Raw genomic sequence first — 24,421 nt, forward strand, 5'->3', positions numbered from 1 at the left:
GACTGACAAAAAAAGGCGCTTTTAAAAGCGCCTTTTTTATTTCTCGCGCGTCTGCGTGCATAATGAAATAACAATTGTTTGCGTGACCGGAGGAACCATGTCACTACAGAATTTAACGCGCTTTCCCCGTCTGGAATTTATCGGCGCACCCACGCCGCTGGAGTTTCTCCCGAGATTTTCTGACTATCTGGGGCGCGATATTTTCATTAAGCGTGACGATGTGACGCCCATGGCGATGGGCGGGAATAAGCTGCGCAAGCTGGAATTTCTCGCCGCCGATGCCCTGCGCGAGGGGGCGGATACGCTGATCACCGCCGGGGCAATTCAGTCTAACCACGTTCGCCAGACGGCGGCAGTGGCGGCGAAGCTGGGACTCCACTGCGTAGCCCTGCTGGAGAACCCGCTCGGGACGCAGGCAGAGAATTACCTGACTAACGGTAACCGTCTGCTGCTGGATCTGTTCAACGTGCAGGTTGAAATGGTCGACGCGTTGACCGACCCGACAGCACAGCTCGACGAGCTGGCGACGCGTCTGGAAGCGCAGGGTTTTCGTCCGTACGTGATCCCGGTTGGCGGCTCGAATGCGTTGGGTGCCCTCGGCTATGTTGAGAGCGCGCTGGAAATCGCTCAGCAGTGCGAAGGCGCGGTAAGTTTATCCTCGGTGGTGGTGGCGTCCGGCAGTGCGGGGACCCATGCCGGTTTAGCGGTCGGGCTTGAGCAGCTGATGCCGGAGGTCGAGCTGATTGGCGTGACGGTTTCCAGAAGCGTTGCGGACCAAAAGCCGAAAGTCGTCACCCTGCAACAGGCGGTGGCTGAACAGCTTGCGCTTCAGGCGAAGGCGGAAATATTGCTGTGGGATGACTATTTCGCGCCGGGCTATGGCACCCCCAATGATGAAGGGATGGAGGCCGTTAAGCTGCTGGCCCGTCTCGAAGGTATTCTGCTTGACCCGGTCTATACCGGTAAGGCAATGGCGGGCCTGATCGACGGCATCGCCCGCAAGCGCTTTAAGGATGAAGGACCCATTTTGTTTGTTCATACTGGCGGAGCGCCTGCGCTGTTTGCCTATCATCCTCATGTCTAAAAATCAGGTAGAAAAATAATAATGCAAGAAAGTATTCAACTGGTTATTGATTCGCTGCCGTTCTTGCTTAAAGGCGCGGTGTTTACTTTACAGCTCAGTATCGGCGGGATGTTCTTCGGGCTGGTGCTCGGGTTTGTGCTGGCACTGATGCGCATGTCCAACATCTGGCCGGTGCGATGGCTGGCGCGGTTTTACATCTCCGTGTTCCGCGGAACGCCGCTTATCGCCCAGCTGTTTATGATTTACTACGGGCTGCCACAGTTCGGTATCGAGCTGGATCCGATCCCGGCGGCGATGATTGGCCTGTCGCTGAATACAGCGGCGTACACCTCTGAAACGCTGCGTGCGGCGATCTCCTCCATCGATAAAGGGCAGTGGGAAGCGGCGGCCAGTATCGGGATGACCCCGTGGCAGACGCTGCGCCGGGCGATCCTGCCCCAGGCGGCGCGCGTGGCGCTGCCGCCGCTGAGCAACAGCTTTATCAGCCTGGTGAAAGACACCTCCCTTGCGGCGACCATTCAGGTGCCGGAGCTGTTCCGTCAGGCGCAGCTGATCACCTCGCGTACGCTGGAAGTGTTTACTATGTATCTGGCGGCCTCGCTGATTTACTGGGTGATGGCGACGGTGCTGTCCGCTCTGCAAAACTATTTTGAAAACCAGCTTAACCGCCAGGAGCGTGATCCAAAATGAGTGCAATTGACGTCAAAAACCTGGTGAAAAAATTCCACGGGCAAACGGTGCTGCATGGCATTGATCTTGAGGTTGAGCAGGGCGAAGTGGTGGCAATTATCGGCCCGAGCGGGTCAGGCAAAACCACGCTGCTGCGCAGCATCAATTTACTGGAGCAGCCCGAAGGCGGGACGATCCGCGTGGGTGATATCACCATTGATACCGGGAAACCTATCAGCCAGCAAAAAGGGCTGATTCGCCGCCTGCGCCAGCATGTCGGCTTCGTGTTCCAGAGCTTTAATCTCTTCCCGCACCGCACGGTGCTGGAAAACATTATTGAAGGGCCGGTCATCGTCAAGGGGGAACCTAAGGAAGACGCCACGGTCCGCGCCCGCGAGCTGCTGGCGAAGGTTGGCCTGGCAGGGAAGGAGACGAGCTATCCGCGTCGCTTATCTGGCGGGCAGCAGCAGCGTGTCGCTATTGCACGCGCGCTGGCGATGCGCCCTGATGTGATCCTGTTTGACGAACCCACATCCGCGCTCGACCCTGAGCTGGTCGGGGAAGTGCTGAACACCATCCGACAGCTGGCGCAGGAGAAACGCACGATGGTGATTGTGACGCATGAAATGAGCTTCGCCCGCGACGTTGCCGATCGGGCTATTTTCATGGATCAGGGGAGAATAGTTGAGCAGGGGCCAGCTAAAGCGCTGTTTGCCAATCCGCAGCAGCCACGTACCCGTCAGTTCCTTGAAAAATTCTTAATGCAGTAGCATTTTAGCGTTCAATTTGCTCCAGATGTCGCTTCTGGAGCAAATTATCCTCCCTTAAACTCCGTTCTGTTGCTTTTTTATTCCGCCTGAAGTGGATAAGCCATCGCCAAATTAAAGATAATCTGCCTGTGGCCGATATTTTATATAAATAATCATGCTAAATGTGTTAGGTTATATTCACCATAATAATGATTATCTTTATCAGAGGCTTCATTCGGCAAGTATGAGGGATATAGACTTTTTCACCTGGCGACGGGAATGCGTCCTCCGGTTTCAGCAAATGACCTGTGCTGACGAGGTATATCAGGAACTTCAGCGACAAACGCAGGCGCTTGAATTCGATTATTATGCGCTTTGTGTTCGACACCCTGTGCCATTTACCCGCCCGCGAACATCCGTCCATTCCAGTTATCCGCAACAATGGATGGCGCAATATCAGTCCGAGAATTATTTCGCCATTGACCCGGTACTGAAGCCGGAGAATTTCATTCAGGGACATTTGCCCTGGACGGATGAATTATTCACGGATGCCCAGCAATTATGGGACGGCGCGCGGGACCACGGTTTACGCAAGGGAATAACGCAGTGTCTGATGATGCCAAATCATGCGCTCGGTTTCCTTTCCGTGTCATGTACCAGCTTACAGGCACACTCGATATCCAGTGAAGAAGTTGAGCTGCGTTTACAAATGCTGGTCCAGATGGCGCTCACTACGCTGTTGCGCTTTGAACATGAGACGGTGATGCCGCCTGAAATGAAATTCAGCAAGCGTGAACGGGAAATTCTGAAGTGGACCGCAGAAGGGAAGACGTCGGCAGAAATCGCCATCATTCTTTCCATCTCGGAAAATACCGTCAATTTCCACCAGAAGAATATGCAGAAGAAATTCAACGCACCGAATAAGATCCAGATAGCGTGTTATGCCGCGGCGACGGGACTTATCTGACTGATATCATGTTCTGCGTGTCAGACGAGAAAACGGCTGAATGCTTTGCATCCAGCCGTTTTTGTTACTGGCGGTAGGCTTGTTTAATTTGCTTAACCGTATTGGCAAAAACAGCGGATTCCGCCTGGTCTTCCATCTGCGCGATCTGTTTTTCCATTTTAATGATCACACGACCAGCATCAGCCTGGCCCATCGCCTGTAGCATAAGCGTCAGCAGCGACTTCAGGCAGTTTACTTCCTGTGCCAGTTCCTGGTTATTCTCGGCAGTGGCAAATTCAGGTGTGCTCATTTATTTTCCTCATTATAAAACAGCGCATGAGCGCGACGATGAAAGTTAAGGCGGCGGAGTATACCACAAGCTACGGCAAAAAATGCAGTGGTTGTTTTTTATACTTATCGCGCAGTGATTATTGGGCGGCGCGGATTATGAAGGTACTCTGTCCAATATGTTAGCGGCAATTAAATGTTTATCCCCGGTTCGTCATTCGTTAATTGTTGTTACAAAAAATCGCGCGCTCTTTTTCGTTTGGGTTAACAACTGTTTTAGTAACTTTTTGAATATCGATGCTAGAAAATAGCGGTAAAAGCCCAGCGGACAAGGGTTTTCTTTCCACTTGCTGTACAGCCTAATTTCCAAAAACGAGACCAGAATCGTATAGCCGATTTTTTAGCGTTTTAATCTTGCATGGAAAACCGTTAATATAAACCCAATTAGCAGTCAGTAGCGTTATCCCTATTCTGGAGACATTTCCTTTGATCAACGTCCTTCTTGTTGATGACCACGAACTGGTGCGCGCAGGGATACGACGCATTCTTGAAGATATAAAGGGTATTAAAGTTGCCGGCGAGGCGTGCTGTGGCGAAGATGCCGTCAAATGGTGTCGCGCTAACTCCGCAGACGTGGTGCTGATGGATATGAACATGCCCGGTATTGGCGGGCTTGAAGCCACGCGCAAAATCGCGCGCATGTTCGTTGATACCAAAGTTATCATGCTGACCGTCCATACCGAAAATCCGCTGCCTGCCAGGGTTATGCAGGCGGGTGCTGCCGGGTATCTCAGTAAAGGCGCCGCGCCGCAGGAAGTTGTCAATGCGATCCGCACCGTATACGCCGGGCAGCGTTACATCGCTTCTGATATTGCTCAACAGATGGCTCTGAGTCAGATTGAACCGGAAAAAACGGAATCTCCGTTTGCCAGTTTGTCTGAGCGCGAATTGCAGATTATGCTGATGATCACTAAAGGTCAGAAGGTGAATGAGATCTCAGAGCAGTTGAATCTCAGCCCGAAAACGGTCAACAGCTATCGCTATCGGATGTTCAGTAAATTGAACATTCACGGTGATGTCGAACTGACTCACCTGGCCATTCGCCATGGTTTGTGCAATGCGGAGTCGTTAATAAGTCAGTGAGTGAAGCGTTCGATTCAAAAGCATTTCTGAAAACCGTCACCAGCCAGCCGGGCGTCTACCGAATGTACGACGCTGGCGGTACGGTTATCTATGTCGGTAAGGCAAAAGATCTGAAAAAACGCCTTTCCAGCTATTTCCGCAGCAACCTTGCCTCCCGTAAAACCGAAGCGCTGGTCGCACTTATACACAACATTGATGTCACCGTAACGCATACGGAAACGGAAGCGCTGCTGCTTGAGCACAACTATATCAAGCTGTATCAGCCGCGCTACAACGTCCTGCTGCGTGATGATAAGTCCTACCCGTTTATCTTCCTGAGCGGTGATACCCATCCTCGCCTGGCGATGCATCGTGGCGCTAAGCATGCGAAGGGTGAATACTTTGGCCCTTTCCCGAACGGTTATGCCGTACGCGAAACGCTGGCGCTGTTGCAAAAAATCTTCCCCGTTCGCCAGTGTGAAAACAGCGTCTACCGCAACCGTTCCCGGCCGTGCCTGCAATATCAGATTGGCCGCTGCCTGGGGCCGTGCGTTGAAGGGCTGGTAAGCGAAGAAGAGTACGCGCAGCAGGTGGAATATGTCCGCCTGTTTTTAGCCGGGAAAGACGATCAGGTGCTGACGCAACTGATTACTCGTATGGAAAAAGCCAGCGCGGCGCTGGAATTTGAAGAGGCCGCACGCATCCGCGACCAGATCCAGGCGGTGCGCAGGGTGACCGAGAAGCAGTTTGTTTCTAATACGGGCGACGACCTCGATGTTATCGGCGTAGCCTTTGACGCCGGTCTGGCCTGCGTTCACGTGCTGTTTATTCGTCAGGGTAAAGTGCTCGGCAGCCGCAGCTACTTCCCGAAAGTGCCTGGCGGCACCGAGCTGGGTGAAGTGGTGGAGACTTTCGTCGGCCAGTTTTATTTGCAGGGCAGCCAGATGCGTACGCTGCCCTCGGAGATCCTTCTAGACTTCACGCTCGACGATAAAACCCTGCTGGCGGAATCGCTTTCAGAGCTGGCAGGCCGCCGGGTGAATGTCCAGACGAAACCGCGGGGCGATCGCGCACGTTATCTGAAGCTGGCGCGAACCAATGCCGCCACGGCGCTGACCACCAAACTGTCCCAGCAGTCGACCGTCAGCCAGCGTTTAACCGCCCTTGCTACGCTGCTCAAGCTGCCGGAAGTGAAACGCATGGAATGCTTCGACATCAGCCATACGATGGGTGAGCAGACCGTGGCGTCGTGTGTGGTCTTTGATGCGAATGGCCCCCTGCGGGCAGAGTATCGTCGCTATAACATCACCGGCATTACGCCCGGTGACGATTATGCCGCCATGAACCAGGTGCTGCGCCGTCGCTATGGTAAAGCGATTGAAGAGAGCAAAATCCCGGACGTTATCCTTATCGACGGCGGGAAAGGGCAGTTGGGGCAGGCGAAGGCGGTATTCGAATCGCTCGACGTAGAGTGGGACAAGAACCATCCGCTGCTGCTAGGGGTAGCGAAGGGGGCAGATCGTAAGGCTGGCCTGGAAACGCTGTTCTTTGAGCCGGAAGGCGAGGGCTTTAGCCTGCCGCCGGATTCCCCTGCGCTGCACGTGATCCAGCATATTCGCGATGAGTCGCACGATCATGCCATCAGCGGGCACCGTAAAAAACGGGCGAAAGTGAAAAATACCAGTACCCTTGAGACGATTGAAGGCGTCGGGCCAAAACGTCGCCAGATGCTGTTGAAGTATATGGGCGGATTGCAAGGATTACTCAACGCCAGTATGGAAGAAATTGCAAAAGTGCCGGGTATTTCGCAAGGGCTGGCAGAAAAGATCTACTACTCGTTGAAACATTGAGGGCTCTGTAGCAACATAGAGCTAAATTTTACTGACAACAGACAGTTACCGTCATCATGCGATTTAATATCCCTACGTTGCTCACTCTCTTTCGCGTTGTGCTCATTCCATTCTTCGTCCTGGCATTTTACCTGCCGGTCGTCTGGGCGCCTTTTGCCTGTGCGCTTATTTTCCTGATCGCTGCCGTGACGGACTGGTTTGACGGTTATCTGGCGCGTCGCTGGAACCAGAGCACCCGCTTTGGCGCATTCCTCGATCCGGTTGCGGATAAGGTGATGGTAGCAATCGCGATGGTGCTGGTGGCGGAACATTATCATACCTGGTGGGTGACGCTGCCTGCCGCGACCATGATTGGACGTGAGATTATTATCTCTGCCCTGCGCGAGTGGATGGCGGAGCTGGGTAAACGCAGCAGCGTGGCGGTGTCCTGGATCGGTAAAGTTAAAACCACTGCGCAGATGGCGGCGCTGGTGTGGATGCTGTGGCGTCCGAATGCCTGGGTTGAGTGGGCCGGCATTGGTCTGCTGTGGGTTGCGGCGGTGCTGACATTGTGGTCAATGCTGCAATATTTGAACGCTGCGCGCGGTGATTTGCTTGAACAGTGATCGTTTCGGCTTAATTTTCAGCAAACGATCCTGAGATGCAAAAAATAACGTTGACTCATAACGTCATATCAGTAGAATGCAACGCATCGAACGGCGGCACAGTTAGCCGGACGATAATGAAATCAAGTGGTTAGGAAGTCGTTAAATAGTTACTTGATGACATGCGGGAATAGCTCAGTTGGTAGAGCACGACCTTGCCAAGGTCGGGGTCGCGAGTTCGAGTCTCGTTTCCCGCTCCAGATTAAAGCATCGGCAGTTTGCGGGTGCAGGTCGAAAGACAACAGATTTAAGGCGCGTTAGCAAAGCGGTTATGTAGCGGATTGCAAATCCGTCTAGTCCGGTTCGACTCCGGAACGCGCCTCCACTTTCTTCCCTGGCCGGATGGTGGAATCGGTAGACACAAGGGATTTAAAATCCCTCGGCGTTCGCGCTGTGTGGGTTCAAGTCCCACTCCGGCTACCATGGGAAAAGCAGAATAATCAAAGCAATAAGCAGTGTCGTGAAACCACCGAAAGGTGGTTTTTTTGTGCCTGCAATTCCCCCTTCCTGACAACAAATCTTATTTTTCGTGCCTGACCCATGCACAACCATAATTTTTCGATCATTATGCGTTGAGGGCGTTTCCTTATCGCGTAAATTCTTATATCTCCGTTTCATCGATTGCCCTGCGGCAGCTTCGCAGATAACTTCATTTGGATTTTCCTTAGAAAAAGTGGAAGAGCTTGCAAATAGGCTGGGCAAGGGTATCAACAAATGATCAAAACATTGTTCTCCGGCGACAAGCTCTCGAACGTACAGGATATGAAGTACGGTTGGCAAGAGGCATCTAAAACCGCAATGGCGCTGGATTTGACCACTGGGAGCATTACGGGATGGCAGATGTACCAGATAGCTAAAGAGAACTGATTATGTCACAAGAATTAGAATTTTCGCTTCATCCACCCGTTTGGCCTGCCATCGTCTATTTTGTTGTATCTTTTGCAATTTTTTTCTTGCTTTATCTCGGGAAACTAAAAGTTAACAGGCTGCATAAATACCCGCTATTTATCGCATATATGGTGTTTGTAATCGCTGTTGCAGCCGTTCAGATAAACATCTTTGCTAATGGCTACGAGTTTGTCCGCAGCTTTTTGCATATCGATTTTGACCCCTATCGATATGACTCGGTATATTGGGGATCATTGTTTTTCTCCATAATTTACTTGCTGGCGTTGCCCCGGAACAAGTTTTAGCATAATGAAATTTTCATTTAAGGGACGTTATGTCTTTACCGCCATTGTATGCACTGCGTGCGTTTGAAGTTGCTGCGCGGTTGAACTCCTTCAGTAAAGCCGCTGAAACGCTCAATATTACGCCGGGTGCGGTCAGCAGACATGTTCGTACCCTTGAACTGTGGTTCGACTGCGAGCTTTTCAAAAGGCAAGGTCCTCGCGTGGAGGTCACTGAAGCCGGGCGAGTGCTTGCCGGACAGCTGAACGAGAGCTTCACGAGCATTGAATGGGCCTGCCGGGCATTTCGCAGTGAAAACCACCTGCTGCGGTTAAAAGCACCCAGCACCCTGACCATGAGATGGCTTCTCGACGTGCTGCGATCTTTTCGCAACAACCATGCAAAACCACAGGTTGAGATTGCCAGCGTCTGGATGGACATTGATACCGTTGATTTCAATCTTGAGCCCTACGACTGCGCCATCCTTCTTGGTAATGGCCGTTTTGGTGACACAACGGAAAGTCAGCTGCTTTTTCATGAATGGCTTATCCCGGTTTGTACTCCATCACTTATCGAACCGGCCCGGCAACGGCTTCCGCAATGTGATTTGATCCATCCTTCACCCGACAGACGTGACTGGCGGCGCTGGCTGCGAAGAACAGGATTGTTCCCGGGGCTCGATATGAGCAGCGGTATGGTGTTCGATACCCTTGAACAGGGAAGTATTGCCGCGATGAACGGGCACGGCATCGCTATCGCCGACCTGCATCTCACGCTTGATGCCCTGAAAAGCGGCCTGCTGGGCCTGCCGTTCAGGGAAGCTATTGCGACAGGGGATGGCTAGTACCTCGTCTGGCCAAAAAATTCACTCAAAAGAGAGAGCATTCAGCATCTTCTGGCCTGGCTGCAAAACCATACCCCGGTCGTTCCGGCGCTGGATATCGATTATCTGGAATACGATGACAGTCGGGTTTATTAATACCGTTATGAATAAGATATGTTTGCCATCTTTTTATAACGTTCTGGCAAAGCGCTGTTCAGGCTGAGTACCTTATCCAGAATATAAAATGCTGGCGTGTTTTTCTGTTGCTCAGCGTCAATGATTGCCGCGCGTAATAGCGTGGCGGCAGACGAAATTCTGTGAAAATATTCTTCAGTCTCGGGCGTCTGTAATTCACCCGACGTGGCGTAACGCACGTCCGGCCAGCCGGAGAAGTCGAGCAGCGGAAGGGGCTTTCCTGCTTCAGGATGACAGGCTGAAATCAGCGCAGCCGCTTGCTTAGGGTCGCGATGGGCAACGGATAGCATGTATACGCGCTGCGCAAACGGTGACAGAGCCTCAGAGTGATGTTTCGTCGCCATAAGCATGGCCATAAAATCCTGTAAATCATCGGCTGAATCGGTGTCAGGTGGTAATACAGTTTTCAATAACTGATATAACGCATCAAGTGTCATATTTGCCCCGGATCCTCTTATCATTATTATTCAGTTTGCGGCTGAACGTTTTATCGACCCGCGCAAAGGCGGGTCGTGAAGATGATATTTGAATGCGGTCGCATCAGAAAAACGATTAATAATGGCAATCACTGTGAGTTTTTCTCACTATAGCCTTTTCGTTTCACACTCCACCCAGGTACGCCTTCCTCACCTCCGGATCCTTCAGCAACGCCTCGCCGCTGCCGCTTAACCGAATCTGGCCGTTAACCATCACATAGCCGCGGTCGGACAACTTCAGCGCGTGGTGCGCATTCTGCTCGACCAGAAAAATCGTCATTCCGTTACGGGCCAGTTCGCGCAGCGTCTGGAAGATCTGTTTAACCACGATTGGCGCGAGGCCGAGGCTGGGTTCATCCAGCAGCAGAAGTTTAGGACGGCTCATCAGCGCGCGGGCGATAGCCAGCATTTGCTGTTCACCGCCTGAAAGCGTCATCGCCCGCTGGTTACGTCGCTCTTTGAGGCGAGGGAAGAGGTCGAACATGCTTTGCATATCTTCCGCTGCATGCTGATTGCCGACGGGGATTGTCCCCATCAGCAGGTTCTCTTCTACAGACATATCCGGGAAAATGCGTCGTCCCTCAGGTGCCTGCGCGATGCCGCCGGTGGCAACATAGTGGGTAGATTTGTGGCTGATATCCTCGCCGCAGAAGAGGATCTGCCCGTTGCGGATCCGGGGCTGACCAAAGACAGACATCAGTAATGTTGACTTCCCCGCGCCGTTAGCGCCAATCAGGGCCACGGTTTCCCCTTTGTTAACCTCAAGCGAAACCTGCTTCAACGCCTGGATCACCCCGTAGAAAACATCCACATCCTGAAACTGAAGCATCGGTTCGCTCACAGATTTACCTCGCTTTCGTCGGTGCCCAGATACGCGGCAATCACTTTTTCATTGTGCTGAATCTCAGCCGGTTTACCTCTGGCAATTACATCGCCGTGATCGAGCACAATGATGTCATCTGAAATGCCCATCACCATCCCCATATCATGCTCGATCAGCAAAACCGTGATGTCATGGTGGTCGCGCAGGAACCGGATGATCTCACTCAGCTTGTGCGTCTCCACCGGGTTCAGGCCGGCAGCAGGTTCATCGAGACAAATCATCTCCGGGCCGGTACACATGGCGCGGGCGATTTCGAGGCGTCGTTGCTGACCATAGGACATTTCCCCGGCCAGACGGTTCGCGCAATCCACCAGATCCACCACCTCCAGCCAGTAAAACGCCCGGTCCAGCGCATCGTTTTCTGCCCGACGATACGCAGGGGTATTCAGCACACCCGCCAGCAGATTGCGGTTGACGCGCATGTGCTGTGCCACCAGCAGGTTTTCCACAACAGACATCTCGCGGAACAGGCGGATGTTCTGAAACGTGCGCGCAAGACCCGCGCGGTTCACCAGATGCGTGCCGCCAAACATTTTATAGAACAGGCGTTGACCAAGCTGCGCCGGGTTGAGCCAGTCGCCCGGCTGGAATTTCTGGCCGAGCACCTGAATGACATTGGTGGTTTTATTTCGTGCATTGAACAGAATGTTGCCGCCGGAGGCCCGGTAGAAACCGGTCAGGCAGTTAAAGACGGTCGTTTTTCCTGCGCCGTTAGGCCCAATGAGTGCGGTAATGGAGCCGCGCTGCACCTCAAGATTGACGTCGTTTAAGGCCTTGATCCCGCCGAAGTGCATCATCAGATGTTCTACACGTAAAATCGTTGCGTTCATGGCGCCACTCCTTTACGCACGGTAAATCCGCTGCGGTTGATGCGGATCAGACCGCGAGGACGCCAGATCATCATCACCACCATCAGCATGCCAAACAGCAGCACCCGGTATTCCGCAAAGCTGCGCAGCAGTTCCGGCGTGACGGTCAGCACAAAGGCGGCCAGTACGACGCCGACGGTGGAGCCCATCCCGCCCAGGACCACAATGGCGAGGATCAGGGCCGATTCAAAAAAGGTGAAAGAGGTCGGGTTAACAAACCCCTGGTAGGTGGCAAAAAACACCCCGGCGATACCTGCCGTCGATGCGCCCAGGGTGAAGGCCGAGAGTTTGACCAGAACGTGATTCAGCCCCATGGAACGGCAGGCAATCTCATCCTCACGGAGCGCTTCCCACGCCCGTCCAATGGGCATTCGGGTCAGCCGGTGTTTAATGTAGAGCACCAGCATGACTACCAGGAAAAGTACCGCATAGATGAAAATAAACTTCATGTTGGGGTTATAGGTCAGGCCGAAGAACTCGTGGAAGGGGACGCCGCCTTCTTTGGCGCGTCGGCCAAACTCAAGGCCAAAAAAGGTTGGGGCAGGGGCTGAAACGCCGTTTGGCCCGCCGGTGAAGGTGAGCCAGTTGTTCAGCACCAGGCGGATGATCTCGCCAAACCCGAGCGTGACGATGGCGAGATAATCCCCGTGCATGCGCAACACCGGAAAGCCAAGCAGGGCGCCTGCGCCCGCGGCCATTAGCGCCGCCAGCGGCAGCATGCTCCAGAACCCAAGCCCCAGATACTGATACCCGAGCGCCAGCCCGTAAGCGCCGATGGCATAGAAGGCGACATAACCCAGATCCAGCAGCCCTGCCAGGCCAACAACAATGTTCAGCCCAAGACCGAGCAGGACGTAGATCAGTCCGAGAATGGCAACCGTCAGAAGGTATTTCGTTGCTACAAACGGGAAGCAGATCGCCAGCGTGACAATCAGCGGAATGATCCAGCGCATGCGGCTTTTATACGCCGGCGGCCGGACATACACGCCCGCATTGTCGGATTCAAACCGCGTCTGTAAACGTCTTCCGGCCGCTGTAGCTGAAAAGGCGCTCAGCAAAAAACGTCCCACCATCACCGTGCCAACAATCCACGCCAGCCGCTGGCCGTCAAAGGTAAAGCTGTAACCATCCAGTATCACACCCGCAATCGGGCCGAAAATAATCAGGGCGATCATTCCGGAAAAAATTGCGTCCAGAATGCAGCGCTTCAGGGAAAAACCGTCAGAGGTCATCGCGTTGTTCCTTACACTTTAGCCACGACAGGGCGGCCCAGCAGCCCCTGAGGACGGAAGATCAGAATTAAGACCAGCAATCCAAACGAGAACACGTCTTTATAATCCGAGTTCACCATCCCGGAGAATTGCGCTTCTGCAACGCCCAGAATCAGCCCGCCAAGCATCGCACCGGGCAAAGAGCCGATGCCGCCCAGCACCGCCGCCGTAAAGGCCTTGATGCCGATAACAAACCCGACGTAAAAATCAAAGGTGCCGTAATTCATGGTGATCAGCACGCCCGCCAGCCCGGCCATGGCTGCGCCGATAACAAACACCAGCGAAATTATTCTGTCGGTGTTGATACCCAGGATGGAGGCCATCTTACGATCCTGCTGTACCGCACGGCACATGCGTCCTAAGCGGGTACGGTTGATAATCCAGGTCAGCACCAGCATGCCCGCGAACGAGGCGATGAGGATAAAGACTTTGGTATAGGTTATCTGGACAAACCCTTCGCCAAGGTGAAAACGCAGCACGCCATCAAGCATGGTGGGCACGCCCTGCTGGCGCGGGCCCTGGCTGAGCTGGACGTAGTTTTGCAGTATCAACGACATCCCGATGGCCGAAATCAGCGGCGCCAGACGCGTCGAGTTGCGTAGCGGCTTATAGGCGATGCGCTCAATCGTCCAGCCATAAACGCCAGTGACCACGATGGTGAAAACCAGCGTCCCCAGGATCAGCAGCGGAAAGGAGTGGAGTCCAAAAAACGCCAGCAGGGCCAGGCCAATGGCCGAGAGATAGGCGGAGATCATATACACTTCGCCGTGGGCGAAATTGATCATACCGATGATGCCGTACACCATGGTGTAGCCGATGGCGATAAGACCGTAGACCGACCCCAGCGTTAAGCCATTAATTAATTGTTGCAGAAAGAATGTACTCATGGTCGCGCACCTGAATAAAGGGTTACGCCGACAGTCAGACCTGCCGGCGCTGAGCAGATTCCGTCCCGTTATGGCACTTCTTTATATTTGCCTTTGTCATCCCACTGGTAGACCACGTAGTCAGAGACTTTGAGGTCACCTTTGCTGTCCCAGGCTTTTTTACCCATCACCGTGTCGACAGGGTTGGCCTTCAGCCACTCGCTGGCTTTTGCGGAATCCGTCCCTTTCGTGGCCTTGAATGCCGCCGCGATAGCCTGCACAGACGCGTAGGCGTAGAGGGTGTACCCTTCAGGTTCAAATTTACCGGTGCGGAATTTCTCGATGACGGCTTTTCCGTCCGGGATCAGGCGCGGATCTTTACCGAAGGTCATGTAAATACCGTTGGTGTACTGTGCCCCACCGGCGGCGGTGACCATCTCTTCATTGACGATACAGTCTCCCGAGAAGAACTTCGCCTGCACGCCCTGTTCACGCATCTGGCGAACCAGCGGGCCCGCTTCCGGGTGACAGCCCCCGAAGAACACCACGTCCGGTTTTTGTGCGCCGATTTTGGTCACCAGCGCGTTAAAGTCTTTCTCCCCGCGGGACAACCCTTCGTACATCACCTCCTTAACGCCGCGTTTCGCCAGCGCCGCTTTAGTGGCATCCGCCAGCCCCTGACCGTAGGTGTCTTTATCGTGGATGATGACCACCCGTTTGGCTTTCAGCTTATCAAGAATAAAATCGCTGGCGACCTGGCCCTGCTGGTCGTCACGTCCGCACATGCGAAATATGTCGCTCATGCCACGTTCGGTAATCAGTGGGTTCGTTGAGCCGGGAGTGATGGAGAGGATCCCGGCATCGCTATAGACCTCGGAGGCGGGCATGGTCGACGAAGAGCAGAAGTGGCCGACGACCGCTTTCACCTTATCCTGATCGACTAAGCGGTTGGCAACGGCGACGGCCTGTTTGGGCTCGCAGGCGTCGTCGCCCTGAACCAGTTTGATTTTCTCACCGTTGATCCCGCCGGCGGCGTTAATGTCTTCCGCCGCCTGCGTAGCGCCATGCCAGTATTGATCGCCGTAGGTTGCGTTCGGGCCTGTGAACGGCCCGGCCACGCCGATGACGATATCGGCCTGCGCGGAAAAGGCCGTCACCAAACAACCGGCCAGCACCAGGGAGAGGGGAGTTTTGGTAAATTTCAGCGACATTATTATGTTCCTTAGCAAAGAGGTTTTTGCACCAGGTATAAACCCGAACGCCTGATGGCATCGTAAATCCAAAAACAAGAGCGAGAACAAAATGCACTTTAGAAGCAATCTCATGCTTAATACGGCGAGGATCCCACGCACCGCGAAGCGCGCAGAACATTAAGCAAAAAGGTTGCCAGAATGGTTAATCCCTTGACCCGGTCACAACACGTTGAGTATAGAGCGCCGTTTTATGCGCCTTTGCGGGATGATATGAATTTACAGCGGAGATCACATCTCCTTAACAACAAAGCCCATAAGTTGTGCAACGGTCACGATTTGCACGTTTTTGCAGCAATAAAGACCTAAACTTCAGATAGGCACGCGCGGCGATATATGTCAGGATCGTTTTTTTTATCAGGAGTATCAGCAATGGCTGAAGGCCCATTAAATGAAAGCGAGATGGCGTGGCTGGAAGAGACATTAATCTCTTACGGTCACGACGATGCATCCGTTATTGACGTGTCCGAACTGGACGGCATGCTTACCGCAGTACTTTCCGGTCCCGTTGTGGTGGAGCCCGACACCTGGCTGGTGGCGGTCTGGGGTGGTGAGAAATATATTCCTCGCTGGAAAAACGATCGTGAGATGAACCGTTTTATCGATCTCTGCTTTAAGCACATGAACGATATTGCCGAGCGTTTGAGCGAATACCCGGATCAGTTTGAACCGCTGTTTGGCTATAACGACGTTGACGGTCAGAGCTATACCGTGGTGGAAGAGTGGTGCTATGGCTACATGCGCGGCGTGGCGCTGACGGACTGGTCATCCCTGCCGGAAGCGCTGGAAGCGGACCTGGCGGTGATTGCCCTGCACGGGACGGAAGAGAACAGCGAGAAGCTGGATGCGCTGACCGAAGAGGAGTATATGGCCAGCATCGAGAGCATTCAGCCTGCGGCGCTGCGCTTGTATAACTACTGGGTGGCTAACCCGCAGCAGCCGGAAGCGAAAAAGCCGATCGTGAACGGGTCGAAGGTGGGGCGTAACGACCCGTGCCCGTGCGGGAGTGGGAAGAAGTTTAAAAGCTGCTGCCTGCATTAAATCATTAATTACTGTGGCCTGAATGGGGCACGGGTGTTGAGTCCCCGCTAAAATCGGCGAACCGGAGACCAGATGACAAGGGCTGGACGCCATGGATGGCGGCCAGAGGCGAATCGAGACAGGATGTCGAGTTGAGCCGACCGCAGGCAGATGGTCGGGAGGTGAGCGCAGTGCGAAGCACCGATTTTCCGCGGGGCCGCGGGGATTGATAAGGGGGCCGCGGCGGCCCCCTTATCCCGTTCACATGCTGTGAAAAAATTATATTCTGTTGATCTTAAGGTGAACGGAACAGTACCTCAGGACCTGTATAAATAAGTTATCCCACTTCCGGCAGCATCCCCGCTGCAATCAAAATCTGCACCAGAATAATCGCCACACCGCACCCAAACACCACGCACAGCATTGGCGTACCGCCCGCTACGCGATACCCCTGCTGCGGATGTTGCTGGCGGCTCTTCCACGCCAGCAGGGAAGGCAGCAGCAGGGCCAGTACCGATAACGCCACGCCGGCATACCCCAGCGCCATCACAAACCCGCGCGGGTAAAAGAGCGAGAAGGCCAGCGGCGGCAGGAAGGTCATCGCCCCCGTCTGTAAGCGTCCCGCAACGGTATTGCGACGCTGGAACAGATCCGCCATATAGTCAAACAGACCAAGCGCCACGCCGAGGAAGGAGGTTGCCAGCGCCAGGTCTGCAAACAGATGTACCGCCAGCTCCACGTGTGAAGAGGCCACCACGTTACGCAGGGCAACCAGGAATCCATTCAGACCAGAATGCTCTGCCATCAGGCCGATAAAGGTATTGGAATCAATACTGCCCAGCGTCACCAGCTGCCAGAACAGGTAAGCAATCAACGGAATGGCGCTGCCGATAACAAAGACGCGGCGTAGCTTGCGAATATCACCGTTCATATAGCTCACGATGCTCGGTACGCTGCCGTGAAAACCGAAGGAGGTGAAAATAACCGGGATGGCCGAAAGCGCCAGACCTTTCTCCAGCGGGAGGGAGAGCAGGTTAATCTTGTGAACATGCGGTGCCAGCAGCACCAGCATCACAACAAGGAAAAGAATTTTGGCGCTGAACAAAAAACGGTTAAACAGATCGACCAGCGATGTGCCCGCACAAACCACGCCGCCACCAATCAGCGTAAAGACAATGGCGCCTGTTTCCGGTGAAAGCAACGCACCGAAGCCGTCATTGATACTTGACGCAATCAGCTCCCCGGCGCCGCTGATGTAAGCGGCAGTCAGGGCGTACATCAGGAACATCATGCTGAAACCGGTGATCCACTGCCCGTAGCGTCCAAGATAGCGTGCAGCCAGGGAGCCTAAGCCAGTATCGGCAGGGACATGCTGATAAACCTCCAGCAATAATAGCGCGGTGTAACACATCAGGGCCCACAGACCGCCCAGCAGCACTACGGTAACCCCAAACCCGACGCCAGCGGCAGCCAACGGCATGGCCAACATTCCTGCGCCAATTGTCGTTCCGGCGACGATAAAAATACTTCCCAGAGTTCTGTTCTTCACGCTTTCCTCTACAACGCTTCCATACCGCGACTCATTCTGCGGCGCAGAGTAAGGGAAAAGCCCGGTCTCGTCAAATCACCGTTACATAGGGTGTAAAAATTAATTTACAAAAAGAAAAGGGTAACCTGAGCCAGCGCAAAGCGTGCCGTGGAGGGAGCGTTTAGTCTGCTTTTTTATTTACGAGAGGTAACCATGTCAATTCACGGACACGACGTGCTGAATATGATGATTGAGTCAGGTGAGCGGTATACTGAGGAGAGTCTGGTTGAGGCGATACATGCCCGCTTTGGCGAAGCGGCGCGTTTCCATACCTGTTCAGCTTCAGAGATGACGGCCGCGGAGCTGGTGGCGTTTCTGGCGGCGCGCGGAAAATTCATTCCGGCAGCAGACGGATTTTCCACTCACGAAAGTAAAATTTGCCGTCATTAAATAAAACGGTGCTGAAAACTCAGCACCGCTTTTCTGTTAATTCTGCGTGTCGAGCGTCGACAGCTCTTTATCAATGAAGTACAGACCTTCCCCGGATTTACCTGCCAGAGATAATTTATCCAGCACGGATTTAAACAGCTTCTCTTCTTCGTGCTGTTCAGCCACATACCACTGAAGAAAATTAAAGGTTGGATAATCCTGGCTGGTCATGGCGGCATGAGCCAGTTCATTAATTTTCTGGGTGATCAGCTGTTCGTGCTCATAGGTGGCGCGGAACAGTTCATCAAGAGAGCCGTATTCGGCAAAGGGGGATGCCACGTTATCAATACGCGGCAGGCTGCCGGTGTCCGTCAGGTAATCAAACAGACGCTGCATGTGCGTCATCTCTTCCTGGGCATGACGACGCAGGAAGGCGGCCGCTCCTTCAAAGCTGTGATAGCTGCACCAGGCGCTCATCTGCTGATAAAGCAGGGAAGAAAAAAGCTCAAGATTCATTTGCGCATTGAGCTTGTCGATCATTTCAGTTTTTAACATGGTGCAGCTCCGGTTTATTAATTCTGGTTCACGATGAGCGACACTATAATTTGTTATTTAATTATTTGCAAAAAGTAAAATAAATATTTCTTTATTAAAAATACGAATGGGAATAAAACGCATTGCCGCTATTTATATTTATTAATGAGAATTGTTTTAGTTCTTATTAAATAAACTGCCAGCGTGACTGGCAGTAGCGGTTAATACCACGGATTCTGGCTGGAAGAGGTAACAGCATATCCCTGACATTTATACTGAATGGTCACACTTTCGTTCAGACAGAGTGAACCGCTGATCAGGGTGCAGGTTTTAATTGGCTGCCCGTAGGCTGACGCGGTGGCGTAGCCCATATGTTGACAGGCTTTGGTTGCCGTACCGTTATTAACATACTCATCAGACCAGGCGTTTTGCAGCATGGCCTGGCCATAGTCGAGGCGCACAATTCCGTTTGGGGCATCCGTACTGCTGATTTCTGCCTGACGGTTGATACTGCACCCAGCGAGCAACAGGATCGTTCCGGCTATGATTATACGTTTCATGGTTCACTCTGCGTGACGGGAAATACGCCATTGTAACCAACGCGATGTGACGCAATGGCCGGAATAGCCGGAGGATCTGCCCTCTCACTGTGCAACGAGCCGGGCCACCGCGCGAAATTGTGAGCGCATCTTTGTTTTTTAAAACAAGTTTTCACTTAATTTGAAAGTGTGTTTGTTTGATAGTAAGGTTAAGTGGAAAAAGTATCCACAGCGGGATCGCCCGCCATGCATTCAGGAGAGACAAGATGAAAATTGCACTGATGATGGAAAACAGCCAGGCCGCTAAAAATCCCATCATCCTTAATGAGCTGAAAGCCGTTGCTGATGAGAAAGGTTTCCCGGTCTATAACGTCGGTATGAGTGATGAGAACGATCATCATCTCACCTATATTCACCTGGGCATCATGGCGAGCATTCTGCTTAACGCTAAAGCCGTTGATTTTGTTGTTACCGGCTGCGGTACCGGGCAGGGCGCGCTGATGTCCCTGAACATCCATCCGGGTGTGATTTGCGGTTACTGCATCGATCCTGCGGATGCTTTCCTGTTTGCGCAAATCAACAACGGTAACGCGCTTTCTCTGCCGTTTGCGAAGGGCTTCGGCTGGGGGGCAGAACTGAACGTACGCTTTATCTTTGAGAAAGCGTTTACCGGACGCAATGGCGAAGGCTATCCACCAGAGCGTAAAGAGCCGCAGGTGCGTAACGCCGGGATCCTGAACCAGGTGAAAGCGGCGGTGGTGAAAGAAAACTATCTGGATACCCTGCGTGCAATCGATCCTGAGCTGGTTAAAACCGCCGTCTCGGGCCAGCGCTTCCAGCAGTGCTTCTTCGAGAACTGCCAGGACAAAGAGATCGAAGCCTTCGTGCGCGGTATTGTTGGCTGATTTACTTTGCCGGGCGGTGCGTTGCCTGCCCGGCAGATAGCGTTACTTTTTCGATGAGACCGCGCTGCCTGCATCTTTGGTCAGACGCAGCGTGTCAACCATTCCCACCAGGCAGATCAGCGCGATTGCCACAAATGCCAGCCGGAAGCTCATTCCCGGCATACCGGCAATCCCCATCGCCTCACTGACTTTTTCCCCGATACGAATACCAATCGCCCCGAGCGTGATCCCAAGCCCCACGGCAAGCTGCGTTGCGGTTGAAAACAGGGTATTGGCATAGCTCATCTGCGCCGATGGCACATCCGCAAAAGCCAGCGTACTGATGGCTGTAAACTGAATCGAACGGAAAACGCCGCCCAGATAGAGGATCAGCATGATGAGCCACGCGGGCGTCTGCGGCGTAAGAAACGCGCAGGCCAGCAACGCCAGGACATTCAATGCACCGTTAATCAGCAACAGCCGCTTAAACCCCAGGCTGCGGATCAGCGGCGTCGTCGCCGGTTTAATGGTGAGATTGCCAACGAAAACCGCCAGCACCAGCAGGCCCGAATGGAACGCGTTCATGCCAAAACCGACCTGGAACATCAGCGGTAGCAGGAACGGAACCGCGCTGATGGAGGCGCGAAACAGCGATCCGCCGTACAGGGTGACGCGAAACGTCGGCACCTGCATCGCATCGAGCCTGATCATCGGCCAGGTTGCCCGCTTAAAGTGACGCAGCGCCAGGCTCAACGCGACAATACCAACGATAAACAGCGTGGCGGTTAATCCTGTCCGCAGAGGCTCTCCGCCCATCAACTCCATCGCATAAACCAGGCTCACCATGGCAAGGGTGGTGACAACAAAACCCGGTAAATCAAACGGTCGGCGCGTATCTTCATGCAGGTCTGGAATGATGCGCAGTGCCAGCAAAATGGCGATTATCCCCAGCGGCACGTTAATAAAGAAGATCCAGCGCCAGTCGGCATAGCTGGTAATGAACCCACCCAGCGGCGGGCCGATGATCGGCGCGACCAGCGCAGGCCACGTCAGGGTGGCGATCGCCGTGATGAGCTGATGTTTTGGCGTGGTGCGTAGCACGGCCAGGCGACCCACGGGCACCATCAGCGCGCCACCCATGCCCTGAAGGACGCGCATCGCGACGAACTGATCGAGCGTGGTGGACAGGCCGCAAAATACCGAGGCCAGCGTGAAGATTGCCAGCGCGAGGGCAAACACTTTTCGCGCGCCGAAGCGGTCGGCGATCCAGCCGCTGGCGGGGATCAGCACGGCCAGGGTGATCAGGTAGGCGCTGATGCCGATATTCAGATCCACGGCCTGTACACCGAAGCTTTTTGCCATGTCCGGCAGCGCGGTGGCAATCACCGTCCCGTCCAGAAACTCCATAAAGAAAGCACCGGCCACCAGCAGCGCCGCAGGCGATAATCCACGGCTCTCTTTGCCGGATACGTTTTCACTCATTCTCTTCCTGCCCGCTCAAAAAATTTTATAAACATTTACTGGAATTTATAAGACTGTAACGTGCAGATTTATCATGGCTTTTTTTAACAAACCAGCAGCACTGAGGGTTTAATAACCGTGATGCAGGTCACAAAATGGTTGATTTTTGTGATGGTGGTCATATTATAAGCGTATTGACAATAACACCTGCATAACACGTTACTGGAGCAACATAATGAAACTGCGCAAAATCCTGAAAAGCATGTGGGCAAACTACTGCACAACGTTTAAAGACGTCCCACCGGGTGCGATGTTCTGATAAAAAAACCTGCTTCGGCAGGTTTTTTTATGTCTGCGGACGACGAGAGGGAGATGGAAGGGCGTCTGTTTTGCTACTATGGCGGCCTTTGAATAAGGAGAACCCCATGTCACAAAACCTGAGCGCCGATCAGGAACTGGTATCTGACGTCGTCGCCTGCCAGCTGGTTATCAAACAAATCCTTGATGTGATTGACGTTATCGCGCCGGTTGAGGTACGCGAAAAGATGTCGACCCAACTGAAAAACATCGATTTCACCAACCATCCTGCTGCGGCGGACCCGGTTACGCTCCGCGCGATCCAGAAAGCGATTGCGCTGATTGAACTCCGCTTCACACCGCAGGGTGAGTCACACTAAAATAAACCGATGTTTTAAAATTAGAAACCCTTTTCTGCTTTTACGTCGAAGGGCGACAAAACCTGTCGCCCGCAGAAGGATCAGAAGAACGTCTGCACCAGCAGATAGCTCACCACGCAGGCACAGCTGACGCCAATCAGCCCCGGCAGAATAAAGCTGTGGTTGATGATGAATTTACCGATGCGGGTGGTACCGGAGCGATCGAATCCGATACAGGCCAGATCGCTCGGATAGGTCGGCAGCACAAAGTAGCCGTAGGATGCCGGGAAGAAGGCCACCAGCATTTTCGGATCGATGCCCAGCATCAACCCCATCGGGGCGACCGCGGTCAAGGCCGCAGCCTGGCTGTTGACCAGTTTTGATACCAGGAACAGCACGATGGCATACGTCCAGGGATGACTCTTCACCACCCCCTCCAGCGCCATTTTCAGCTCGTCGAGATGCGCCTGAAAAAAGGTATCGCTCATCCACGCCACGCCAAACACCGAGAAAATCGCGACCATCCCCGCCTTAAATACCGCCCCGTTTGAAATGGCCGACGCATTCACCTTGCAGGTCATCAGCATGATGGCCCCGGCGATCAGCATCATCATTTGAATGACAAGGTTCATCGACAGGGCTGTCATTTTCCCTTTGATCTCAAACGCCGGACGCAGCTCGGGCAGCGCACCCAGCAGGACCACTACGGCAATTCCGGTGAAGAAGATCCACGTGGACCAGTAGGCCTGTTTCGGGAAACGCTGATCCATCAACGTCTCCGTTCCTCCATAGATAAACTCCCGCTGTTTCGGATCTTTCAGCTTTTCCTGAAATTCAGTATCGTCTGCGAGGTTTTTCCCCCGGCGCAGGCTCCACAGTGCCGCAATGGCGACGCCAGACAGTGAGGCCGGTACGGAAACGGCGAGGATTTCGAGGATCCCCCACGCGTGACCGATGCCGTGCTGCGCACCCAGAATCGAGACCAGCGAAACGACAGCCACGGAAACGGGGGAGGCGGTGATCGCCATCTGAGAGGCCACCGAGGCCACCGCCATCGGCCGTTCCGGGCGAATGCCTTTTTTCAGGGCGATATCCGCGATAATGGGAAACATGGTATAGACGACGTGACCGGTCCCGCAGAGGAAGGTCAACATCCAGGTGGTAAACGGTGCGAGAAGGGTGATGTGCTGGGGGTGTTTACGCAGCAGGCGCTCTGCGAATTGCATCATTACATTCAGGCCACCGGCGGTCTGTAGCGTGGCCGCACAGCCGATGACGGCGAGGATTGTTAGCATCACGTCAACCGGTGGTTTACCGGGTTGCAGACCAAAGACAAAACTTAAAATAAACAGGCCGATACCGCTTATCAGCCCCAGGCCCATCCCGCCGAAGCGGGTGCCTATCAGCAGGCAGAGGATAATGACAATAAACTCAATGGTGATCATGATGCTCCCTCGTCAATGAATGTAATTAAACAAATCATTACACGATGTGTGGTTATTCATTGGGAGCAAGATCTGATTTGTTAAATGTCAGCAAAAGCAGGGAGTTGGTACCCACCCCCTGACGGGAGCGGGTGAAGGGACTTAGTGGTGTTGCACGGTAGCTATGTCGAGAAGATGGCGGTCCGTCTGCTCCAGACAAATCCCCGCACGTTTCGCGTTGCGGATTTCATCTGCGAGCGTCTTCAGCAGCATGCCATCCTGCTGCTGCTCTCTGTCCATATCGCGTAAAAACGTGAGGGTAATGATGTCCTGTTGCGCTTTGGCTTCGTCAGCCAGTTTGCTCAGCTTCGCACAGCGTTGCTCGTACTCTTCGAGCGTTTTCTGAAACAGTTCTTCCAGAGAAGTGTAATTATCTTCAATCGTTTCAAGCTCTTTGACGGTAGGGTTTGCCCCGACAGCTTTCAAAAAGTTAAAGACACGCATCATGTGCGTGACGTTACTTTGCGCCTGAGTACGAAAGAAGGTGGCAGTGCCGTTGAGGCTTTTTCTGGAACACCACGCGCTCAAATGCAGATGCAGATTTGAAGCATAAAACTCCAGGTTCATCTGGGCATTCAGTTTTTGCATCATCGTTTGGGTAGTCATTCTCATATCCTTATTGACTGTGGGACTTGATGTCCGCTACTTAACCTGACCCGGCAGGTATTCACGATTGAATGGCGGAAATAGATTTCTGCAAGGTAAAAACTCGAAAATTCACTTCCTGTGTT

At 53.4% G+C, this 24,421-nt stretch carries 28 protein-coding genes, 3 tRNA genes and 1 pseudogene; 18 read left to right on the plus strand and 14 right to left on the minus strand.

What is annotated here, in order from left to right; genetic code table 11:
• Positions 1-97 precede the first annotated feature (97 nt).
• The 4 genes from dcyD to sdiA all read left to right on the plus strand — a co-directional run bounded on the left by dcyD (position 98) and on the right by sdiA (position 3,469).
• Positions 98-1,084 (plus strand): D-cysteine desulfhydrase, encoded by a 987-nt coding sequence (gene dcyD / locus ACOTX1_RS02450; protein ID WP_023314394.1) that lies wholly within the window; start codon positions 98-100, stop codon positions 1,082-1,084.
• 21 nt (positions 1,085-1,105) lie between these two features.
• Positions 1,106-1,774: a cystine ABC transporter permease gene (gene tcyL, locus ACOTX1_RS02455; protein WP_003859632.1), complete on the plus strand. Its 669-nt coding sequence runs from the start codon at positions 1,106-1,108 to the stop codon at positions 1,772-1,774.
• A complete protein-coding gene (gene tcyN, locus ACOTX1_RS02460; protein ID WP_003859634.1) occupies positions 1,771-2,523 on the plus strand; it encodes an L-cystine ABC transporter ATP-binding protein TcyN in 753 nt (250 codons plus the stop codon). Before tcyL ends, tcyN begins: the two co-directional genes overlap by 4 nt.
• 223 nt (positions 2,524-2,746) lie before the next feature.
• Positions 2,747-3,469, plus strand: coding sequence for a transcriptional regulator SdiA (gene sdiA / locus ACOTX1_RS02465; RefSeq protein WP_003859639.1), 723 nt, complete (start codon positions 2,747-2,749; stop codon positions 3,467-3,469).
• Between the two features lie 64 nt (positions 3,470-3,533).
• On the opposite strand, the gene ACOTX1_RS02470 is transcribed toward sdiA, so the two are convergent.
• Both ACOTX1_RS02470 and ACOTX1_RS02475 read right to left on the minus strand, forming a co-directional pair.
• Positions 3,534-3,758, minus strand: a complete 225-nt coding sequence (locus ACOTX1_RS02470) for a DUF2594 family protein (protein WP_003859644.1) — start codon at positions 3,756-3,758, stop codon at positions 3,534-3,536.
• Complete coding sequence (locus ACOTX1_RS02475) at positions 3,745-3,825, minus strand: hypothetical protein (protein ID WP_418235935.1); 81 nt, start codon at positions 3,823-3,825, stop codon at positions 3,745-3,747. The genes ACOTX1_RS02470 and ACOTX1_RS02475 overlap by 14 nt, the downstream gene beginning before the upstream one ends.
• A gap of 397 nt (positions 3,826-4,222) precedes the next feature.
• On the opposite strand from ACOTX1_RS02475, the gene uvrY reads away from it, so the two are divergent.
• The 9 genes and pseudogenes from uvrY (at position 4,223) to ACOTX1_RS02520 (ending at position 9,501) form a co-directional block, all read left to right on the plus strand.
• Entirely contained in the window at positions 4,223-4,879 is a 657-nt protein-coding gene (gene uvrY, locus ACOTX1_RS02480; protein ID WP_003859647.1) for a UvrY/SirA/GacA family response regulator transcription factor, read from the plus strand.
• Positions 4,876-6,708, plus strand: a complete 1,833-nt coding sequence (gene uvrC / locus ACOTX1_RS02485) for an excinuclease ABC subunit UvrC (RefSeq protein ID WP_003859650.1) — start codon at positions 4,876-4,878, stop codon at positions 6,706-6,708. Before uvrY ends, uvrC begins: the two co-directional genes overlap by 4 nt.
• Positions 6,709-6,764: 56 nt before the next feature.
• Complete coding sequence (gene pgsA, locus ACOTX1_RS02490) at positions 6,765-7,313, plus strand: CDP-diacylglycerol--glycerol-3-phosphate 3-phosphatidyltransferase (RefSeq protein WP_003859652.1); 549 nt, start codon at positions 6,765-6,767, stop codon at positions 7,311-7,313.
• 163 nt (positions 7,314-7,476) lie between these two features.
• A tRNA-Gly gene (locus ACOTX1_RS02495) sits at positions 7,477-7,552 on the plus strand.
• Between the two features lie 51 nt (positions 7,553-7,603).
• Positions 7,604-7,677 (plus strand) — tRNA-Cys (locus ACOTX1_RS02500).
• Positions 7,678-7,688: 11 nt separating this feature from the next.
• A tRNA-Leu gene (locus ACOTX1_RS02505) sits at positions 7,689-7,775 on the plus strand.
• 291 nt (positions 7,776-8,066) lie between these two features.
• Complete coding sequence (locus tag ACOTX1_RS02510) at positions 8,067-8,219, plus strand: hypothetical protein (RefSeq protein ID WP_023314371.1); 153 nt, start codon at positions 8,067-8,069, stop codon at positions 8,217-8,219.
• Between the two features lie 2 nt (positions 8,220-8,221).
• A complete protein-coding gene (locus ACOTX1_RS02515) occupies positions 8,222-8,545 on the plus strand; it encodes a hypothetical protein (protein WP_023314370.1) in 324 nt (107 codons plus the stop codon).
• A gap of 29 nt (positions 8,546-8,574) precedes the next feature.
• Positions 8,575-9,501: pseudogene (locus tag ACOTX1_RS02520) on the plus strand (LysR substrate-binding domain-containing protein).
• 5 nt (positions 9,502-9,506) lie between these two features.
• Here ACOTX1_RS02520 and ACOTX1_RS02525 read toward each other — a convergent pair.
• The 6 genes from ACOTX1_RS02525 to ACOTX1_RS02550 all read right to left on the minus strand — a co-directional run bounded on the left by ACOTX1_RS02525 (position 9,507) and on the right by ACOTX1_RS02550 (position 15,116).
• Positions 9,507-9,977, minus strand: coding sequence for a hypothetical protein (locus ACOTX1_RS02525; RefSeq protein ID WP_023314369.1), 471 nt, complete (start codon positions 9,975-9,977; stop codon positions 9,507-9,509).
• Positions 9,978-10,140: 163 nt separating this feature from the next.
• On the minus strand, positions 10,141-10,857 hold the full coding sequence (locus ACOTX1_RS02530) for an ABC transporter ATP-binding protein (protein ID WP_017384431.1): 717 nt from the start codon (positions 10,855-10,857) through the stop codon (positions 10,141-10,143).
• Complete coding sequence (locus ACOTX1_RS02535; RefSeq protein ID WP_003859662.1) at positions 10,854-11,729, minus strand: ATP-binding cassette domain-containing protein; 876 nt, start codon at positions 11,727-11,729, stop codon at positions 10,854-10,856. Before ACOTX1_RS02535 ends, ACOTX1_RS02530 begins: the two co-directional genes overlap by 4 nt.
• A complete protein-coding gene (livM, locus tag ACOTX1_RS02540) occupies positions 11,726-13,000 on the minus strand; it encodes a high-affinity branched-chain amino acid ABC transporter permease LivM (RefSeq protein ID WP_003859664.1) in 1,275 nt (424 codons plus the stop codon). The genes ACOTX1_RS02535 and livM overlap by 4 nt, the downstream gene beginning before the upstream one ends.
• An 11-nt stretch (positions 13,001-13,011) precedes the next feature.
• Complete coding sequence (locus tag ACOTX1_RS02545) at positions 13,012-13,926, minus strand: ABC transporter permease subunit (RefSeq protein ID WP_003859667.1); 915 nt, start codon at positions 13,924-13,926, stop codon at positions 13,012-13,014.
• A gap of 68 nt (positions 13,927-13,994) precedes the next feature.
• Positions 13,995-15,116, minus strand: coding sequence for a branched-chain amino acid ABC transporter substrate-binding protein (locus tag ACOTX1_RS02550; RefSeq protein ID WP_003859669.1), 1,122 nt, complete (start codon positions 15,114-15,116; stop codon positions 13,995-13,997).
• Positions 15,117-15,527: 411 nt separating this feature from the next.
• On the opposite strand from ACOTX1_RS02550, the gene ACOTX1_RS02555 reads away from it, so the two are divergent.
• Positions 15,528-16,196 carry a YecA family protein gene (locus tag ACOTX1_RS02555; RefSeq protein ID WP_003859671.1) on the plus strand — a complete coding sequence of 223 codons (669 nt, stop codon included), beginning with the start codon at positions 15,528-15,530 and terminating at the stop codon, positions 16,194-16,196.
• A 316-nt stretch (positions 16,197-16,512) separates the two neighbouring features.
• Here the strand turns inward: ACOTX1_RS02555 and tyrP are convergent, their stop codons facing one another.
• The gene (gene tyrP / locus ACOTX1_RS02560) at positions 16,513-17,724 is read right to left on the minus strand and encodes a tyrosine transporter TyrP (protein ID WP_032634191.1); all 1,212 of its coding nucleotides are present in this window, start codon (positions 17,722-17,724) and stop codon (positions 16,513-16,515) included.
• Positions 17,725-17,916: 192 nt separating this feature from the next.
• On the opposite strand from tyrP, the gene ACOTX1_RS02565 reads away from it, so the two are divergent.
• Positions 17,917-18,153: a YecH family metal-binding protein gene (locus ACOTX1_RS02565; protein ID WP_003859673.1), complete on the plus strand. Its 237-nt coding sequence runs from the start codon at positions 17,917-17,919 to the stop codon at positions 18,151-18,153.
• 36 nt (positions 18,154-18,189) lie between these two features.
• Here the strand turns inward: ACOTX1_RS02565 and ftnA are convergent, their stop codons facing one another.
• Together ftnA and yecR are read right to left on the minus strand one after the other, a co-directional pair.
• Positions 18,190-18,687: a non-heme ferritin gene (gene ftnA / locus ACOTX1_RS02570; RefSeq protein WP_003859676.1), complete on the minus strand. Its 498-nt coding sequence runs from the start codon at positions 18,685-18,687 to the stop codon at positions 18,190-18,192.
• A 200-nt stretch (positions 18,688-18,887) separates the two neighbouring features.
• A complete protein-coding gene (gene yecR / locus ACOTX1_RS02575; protein WP_003859678.1) occupies positions 18,888-19,226 on the minus strand; it encodes a YecR family lipoprotein in 339 nt (112 codons plus the stop codon).
• A 245-nt stretch (positions 19,227-19,471) separates the two neighbouring features.
• Here yecR and ACOTX1_RS02580 point away from each other — a divergent pair, with 245 nt between their 5' ends.
• On the plus strand, positions 19,472-20,110 hold the full coding sequence (locus ACOTX1_RS02580) for an RpiB/LacA/LacB family sugar-phosphate isomerase (protein ID WP_003859680.1): 639 nt from the start codon (positions 19,472-19,474) through the stop codon (positions 20,108-20,110).
• A 42-nt stretch (positions 20,111-20,152) separates the two neighbouring features.
• Here ACOTX1_RS02580 and ACOTX1_RS02585 read toward each other — a convergent pair whose 3' ends face one another.
• On the minus strand, positions 20,153-21,571 hold the full coding sequence (locus tag ACOTX1_RS02585) for an MFS transporter (RefSeq protein WP_023314365.1): 1,419 nt from the start codon (positions 21,569-21,571) through the stop codon (positions 20,153-20,155).
• Positions 21,572-21,785: 214 nt separating this feature from the next.
• On the opposite strand from ACOTX1_RS02585, the gene azuC reads away from it, so the two are divergent.
• Together azuC and ACOTX1_RS02595 are read left to right on the plus strand one after the other, a co-directional pair.
• Positions 21,786-21,869, plus strand: a complete 84-nt coding sequence (gene azuC / locus ACOTX1_RS02590) for a stress response protein AzuC (protein ID WP_003859682.1) — start codon at positions 21,786-21,788, stop codon at positions 21,867-21,869.
• A 106-nt stretch (positions 21,870-21,975) separates the two neighbouring features.
• The gene (locus ACOTX1_RS02595) at positions 21,976-22,227 is read left to right on the plus strand and encodes a DUF2766 family protein (RefSeq protein ID WP_003859683.1); all 252 of its coding nucleotides are present in this window, start codon (positions 21,976-21,978) and stop codon (positions 22,225-22,227) included.
• A gap of 80 nt (positions 22,228-22,307) precedes the next feature.
• Here the strand turns inward: ACOTX1_RS02595 and ACOTX1_RS02600 are convergent, their stop codons facing one another.
• Both ACOTX1_RS02600 and ACOTX1_RS02605 read right to left on the minus strand, forming a co-directional pair.
• Entirely contained in the window at positions 22,308-23,651 is a 1,344-nt protein-coding gene (locus tag ACOTX1_RS02600) for an anaerobic C4-dicarboxylate transporter (protein WP_023314364.1), read from the minus strand.
• Between the two features lie 141 nt (positions 23,652-23,792).
• Positions 23,793-24,296, minus strand: a complete 504-nt coding sequence (locus ACOTX1_RS02605; protein ID WP_003859685.1) for a non-heme ferritin-like protein — start codon at positions 24,294-24,296, stop codon at positions 23,793-23,795.
• Positions 24,297-24,421 lie beyond the last annotated feature (125 nt).

This window comes from Enterobacter cloacae complex sp. IR5401 (assembly GCF_049238425.1).
Lineage (GTDB): Bacteria > Pseudomonadota > Gammaproteobacteria > Enterobacterales > Enterobacteriaceae > Enterobacter > Enterobacter hormaechei_C.

Bases quoted from the DNA above. Each gene is read 5' to 3' on its own strand.
- ACOTX1_RS02555 (WP_003859671.1), top strand. From the start codon at position 15,528: ATGGCTGAAGGCCCATTAAATGAAAGCGAGATGGCGTGGCTGGAAGAG.
- dcyD (WP_023314394.1), top strand. From the start codon at position 98: ATGTCACTACAGAATTTAACGCGCTTTCCCCGTCTGGAATTTATCGGC.
- ftnA (WP_003859676.1), bottom strand. From the start codon at position 18,687: ATGTTAAAAACTGAAATGATCGACAAGCTCAATGCGCAAATGAATCTT.
- ACOTX1_RS02605 (WP_003859685.1), bottom strand. From the start codon at position 24,296: ATGACTACCCAAACGATGATGCAAAAACTGAATGCCCAGATGAACCTG.
- ACOTX1_RS02580 (WP_003859680.1), top strand. From the start codon at position 19,472: ATGAAAATTGCACTGATGATGGAAAACAGCCAGGCCGCTAAAAATCCC.
- ACOTX1_RS02470 (WP_003859644.1), bottom strand. From the start codon at position 3,758: ATGAGCACACCTGAATTTGCCACTGCCGAGAATAACCAGGAACTGGCA.
- sdiA (WP_003859639.1), top strand. From the start codon at position 2,747: ATGAGGGATATAGACTTTTTCACCTGGCGACGGGAATGCGTCCTCCGG.
- ACOTX1_RS02525 (WP_023314369.1), bottom strand. From the start codon at position 9,977: ATGACACTTGATGCGTTATATCAGTTATTGAAAACTGTATTACCACCT.
- tcyL (WP_003859632.1), top strand. From the start codon at position 1,106: ATGCAAGAAAGTATTCAACTGGTTATTGATTCGCTGCCGTTCTTGCTT.
- ACOTX1_RS02565 (WP_003859673.1), top strand. From the start codon at position 17,917: ATGTCAATTCACGGACACGACGTGCTGAATATGATGATTGAGTCAGGT.
- pgsA (WP_003859652.1), top strand. From the start codon at position 6,765: ATGCGATTTAATATCCCTACGTTGCTCACTCTCTTTCGCGTTGTGCTC.
- ACOTX1_RS02585 (WP_023314365.1), bottom strand. From the start codon at position 21,571: ATGAGTGAAAACGTATCCGGCAAAGAGAGCCGTGGATTATCGCCTGCG.
- ACOTX1_RS02600 (WP_023314364.1), bottom strand. From the start codon at position 23,651: ATGATCACCATTGAGTTTATTGTCATTATCCTCTGCCTGCTGATAGGC.
- ACOTX1_RS02550 (WP_003859669.1), bottom strand. From the start codon at position 15,116: ATGTCGCTGAAATTTACCAAAACTCCCCTCTCCCTGGTGCTGGCCGGT.
- tcyN (WP_003859634.1), top strand. From the start codon at position 1,771: ATGAGTGCAATTGACGTCAAAAACCTGGTGAAAAAATTCCACGGGCAA.
- ACOTX1_RS02595 (WP_003859683.1), top strand. From the start codon at position 21,976: ATGTCACAAAACCTGAGCGCCGATCAGGAACTGGTATCTGACGTCGTC.
- livM (WP_003859664.1), bottom strand. From the start codon at position 13,000: ATGACCTCTGACGGTTTTTCCCTGAAGCGCTGCATTCTGGACGCAATT.
- yecR (WP_003859678.1), bottom strand. From the start codon at position 19,226: ATGAAACGTATAATCATAGCCGGAACGATCCTGTTGCTCGCTGGGTGC.
- ACOTX1_RS02510 (WP_023314371.1), top strand. From the start codon at position 8,067: ATGATCAAAACATTGTTCTCCGGCGACAAGCTCTCGAACGTACAGGAT.
- ACOTX1_RS02515 (WP_023314370.1), top strand. From the start codon at position 8,222: ATGTCACAAGAATTAGAATTTTCGCTTCATCCACCCGTTTGGCCTGCC.
- ACOTX1_RS02545 (WP_003859667.1), bottom strand. From the start codon at position 13,926: ATGAGTACATTCTTTCTGCAACAATTAATTAATGGCTTAACGCTGGGG.
- azuC (WP_003859682.1), top strand. From the start codon at position 21,786: ATGAAACTGCGCAAAATCCTGAAAAGCATGTGGGCAAACTACTGCACA.
- ACOTX1_RS02535 (WP_003859662.1), bottom strand. From the start codon at position 11,729: ATGAACGCAACGATTTTACGTGTAGAACATCTGATGATGCACTTCGGC.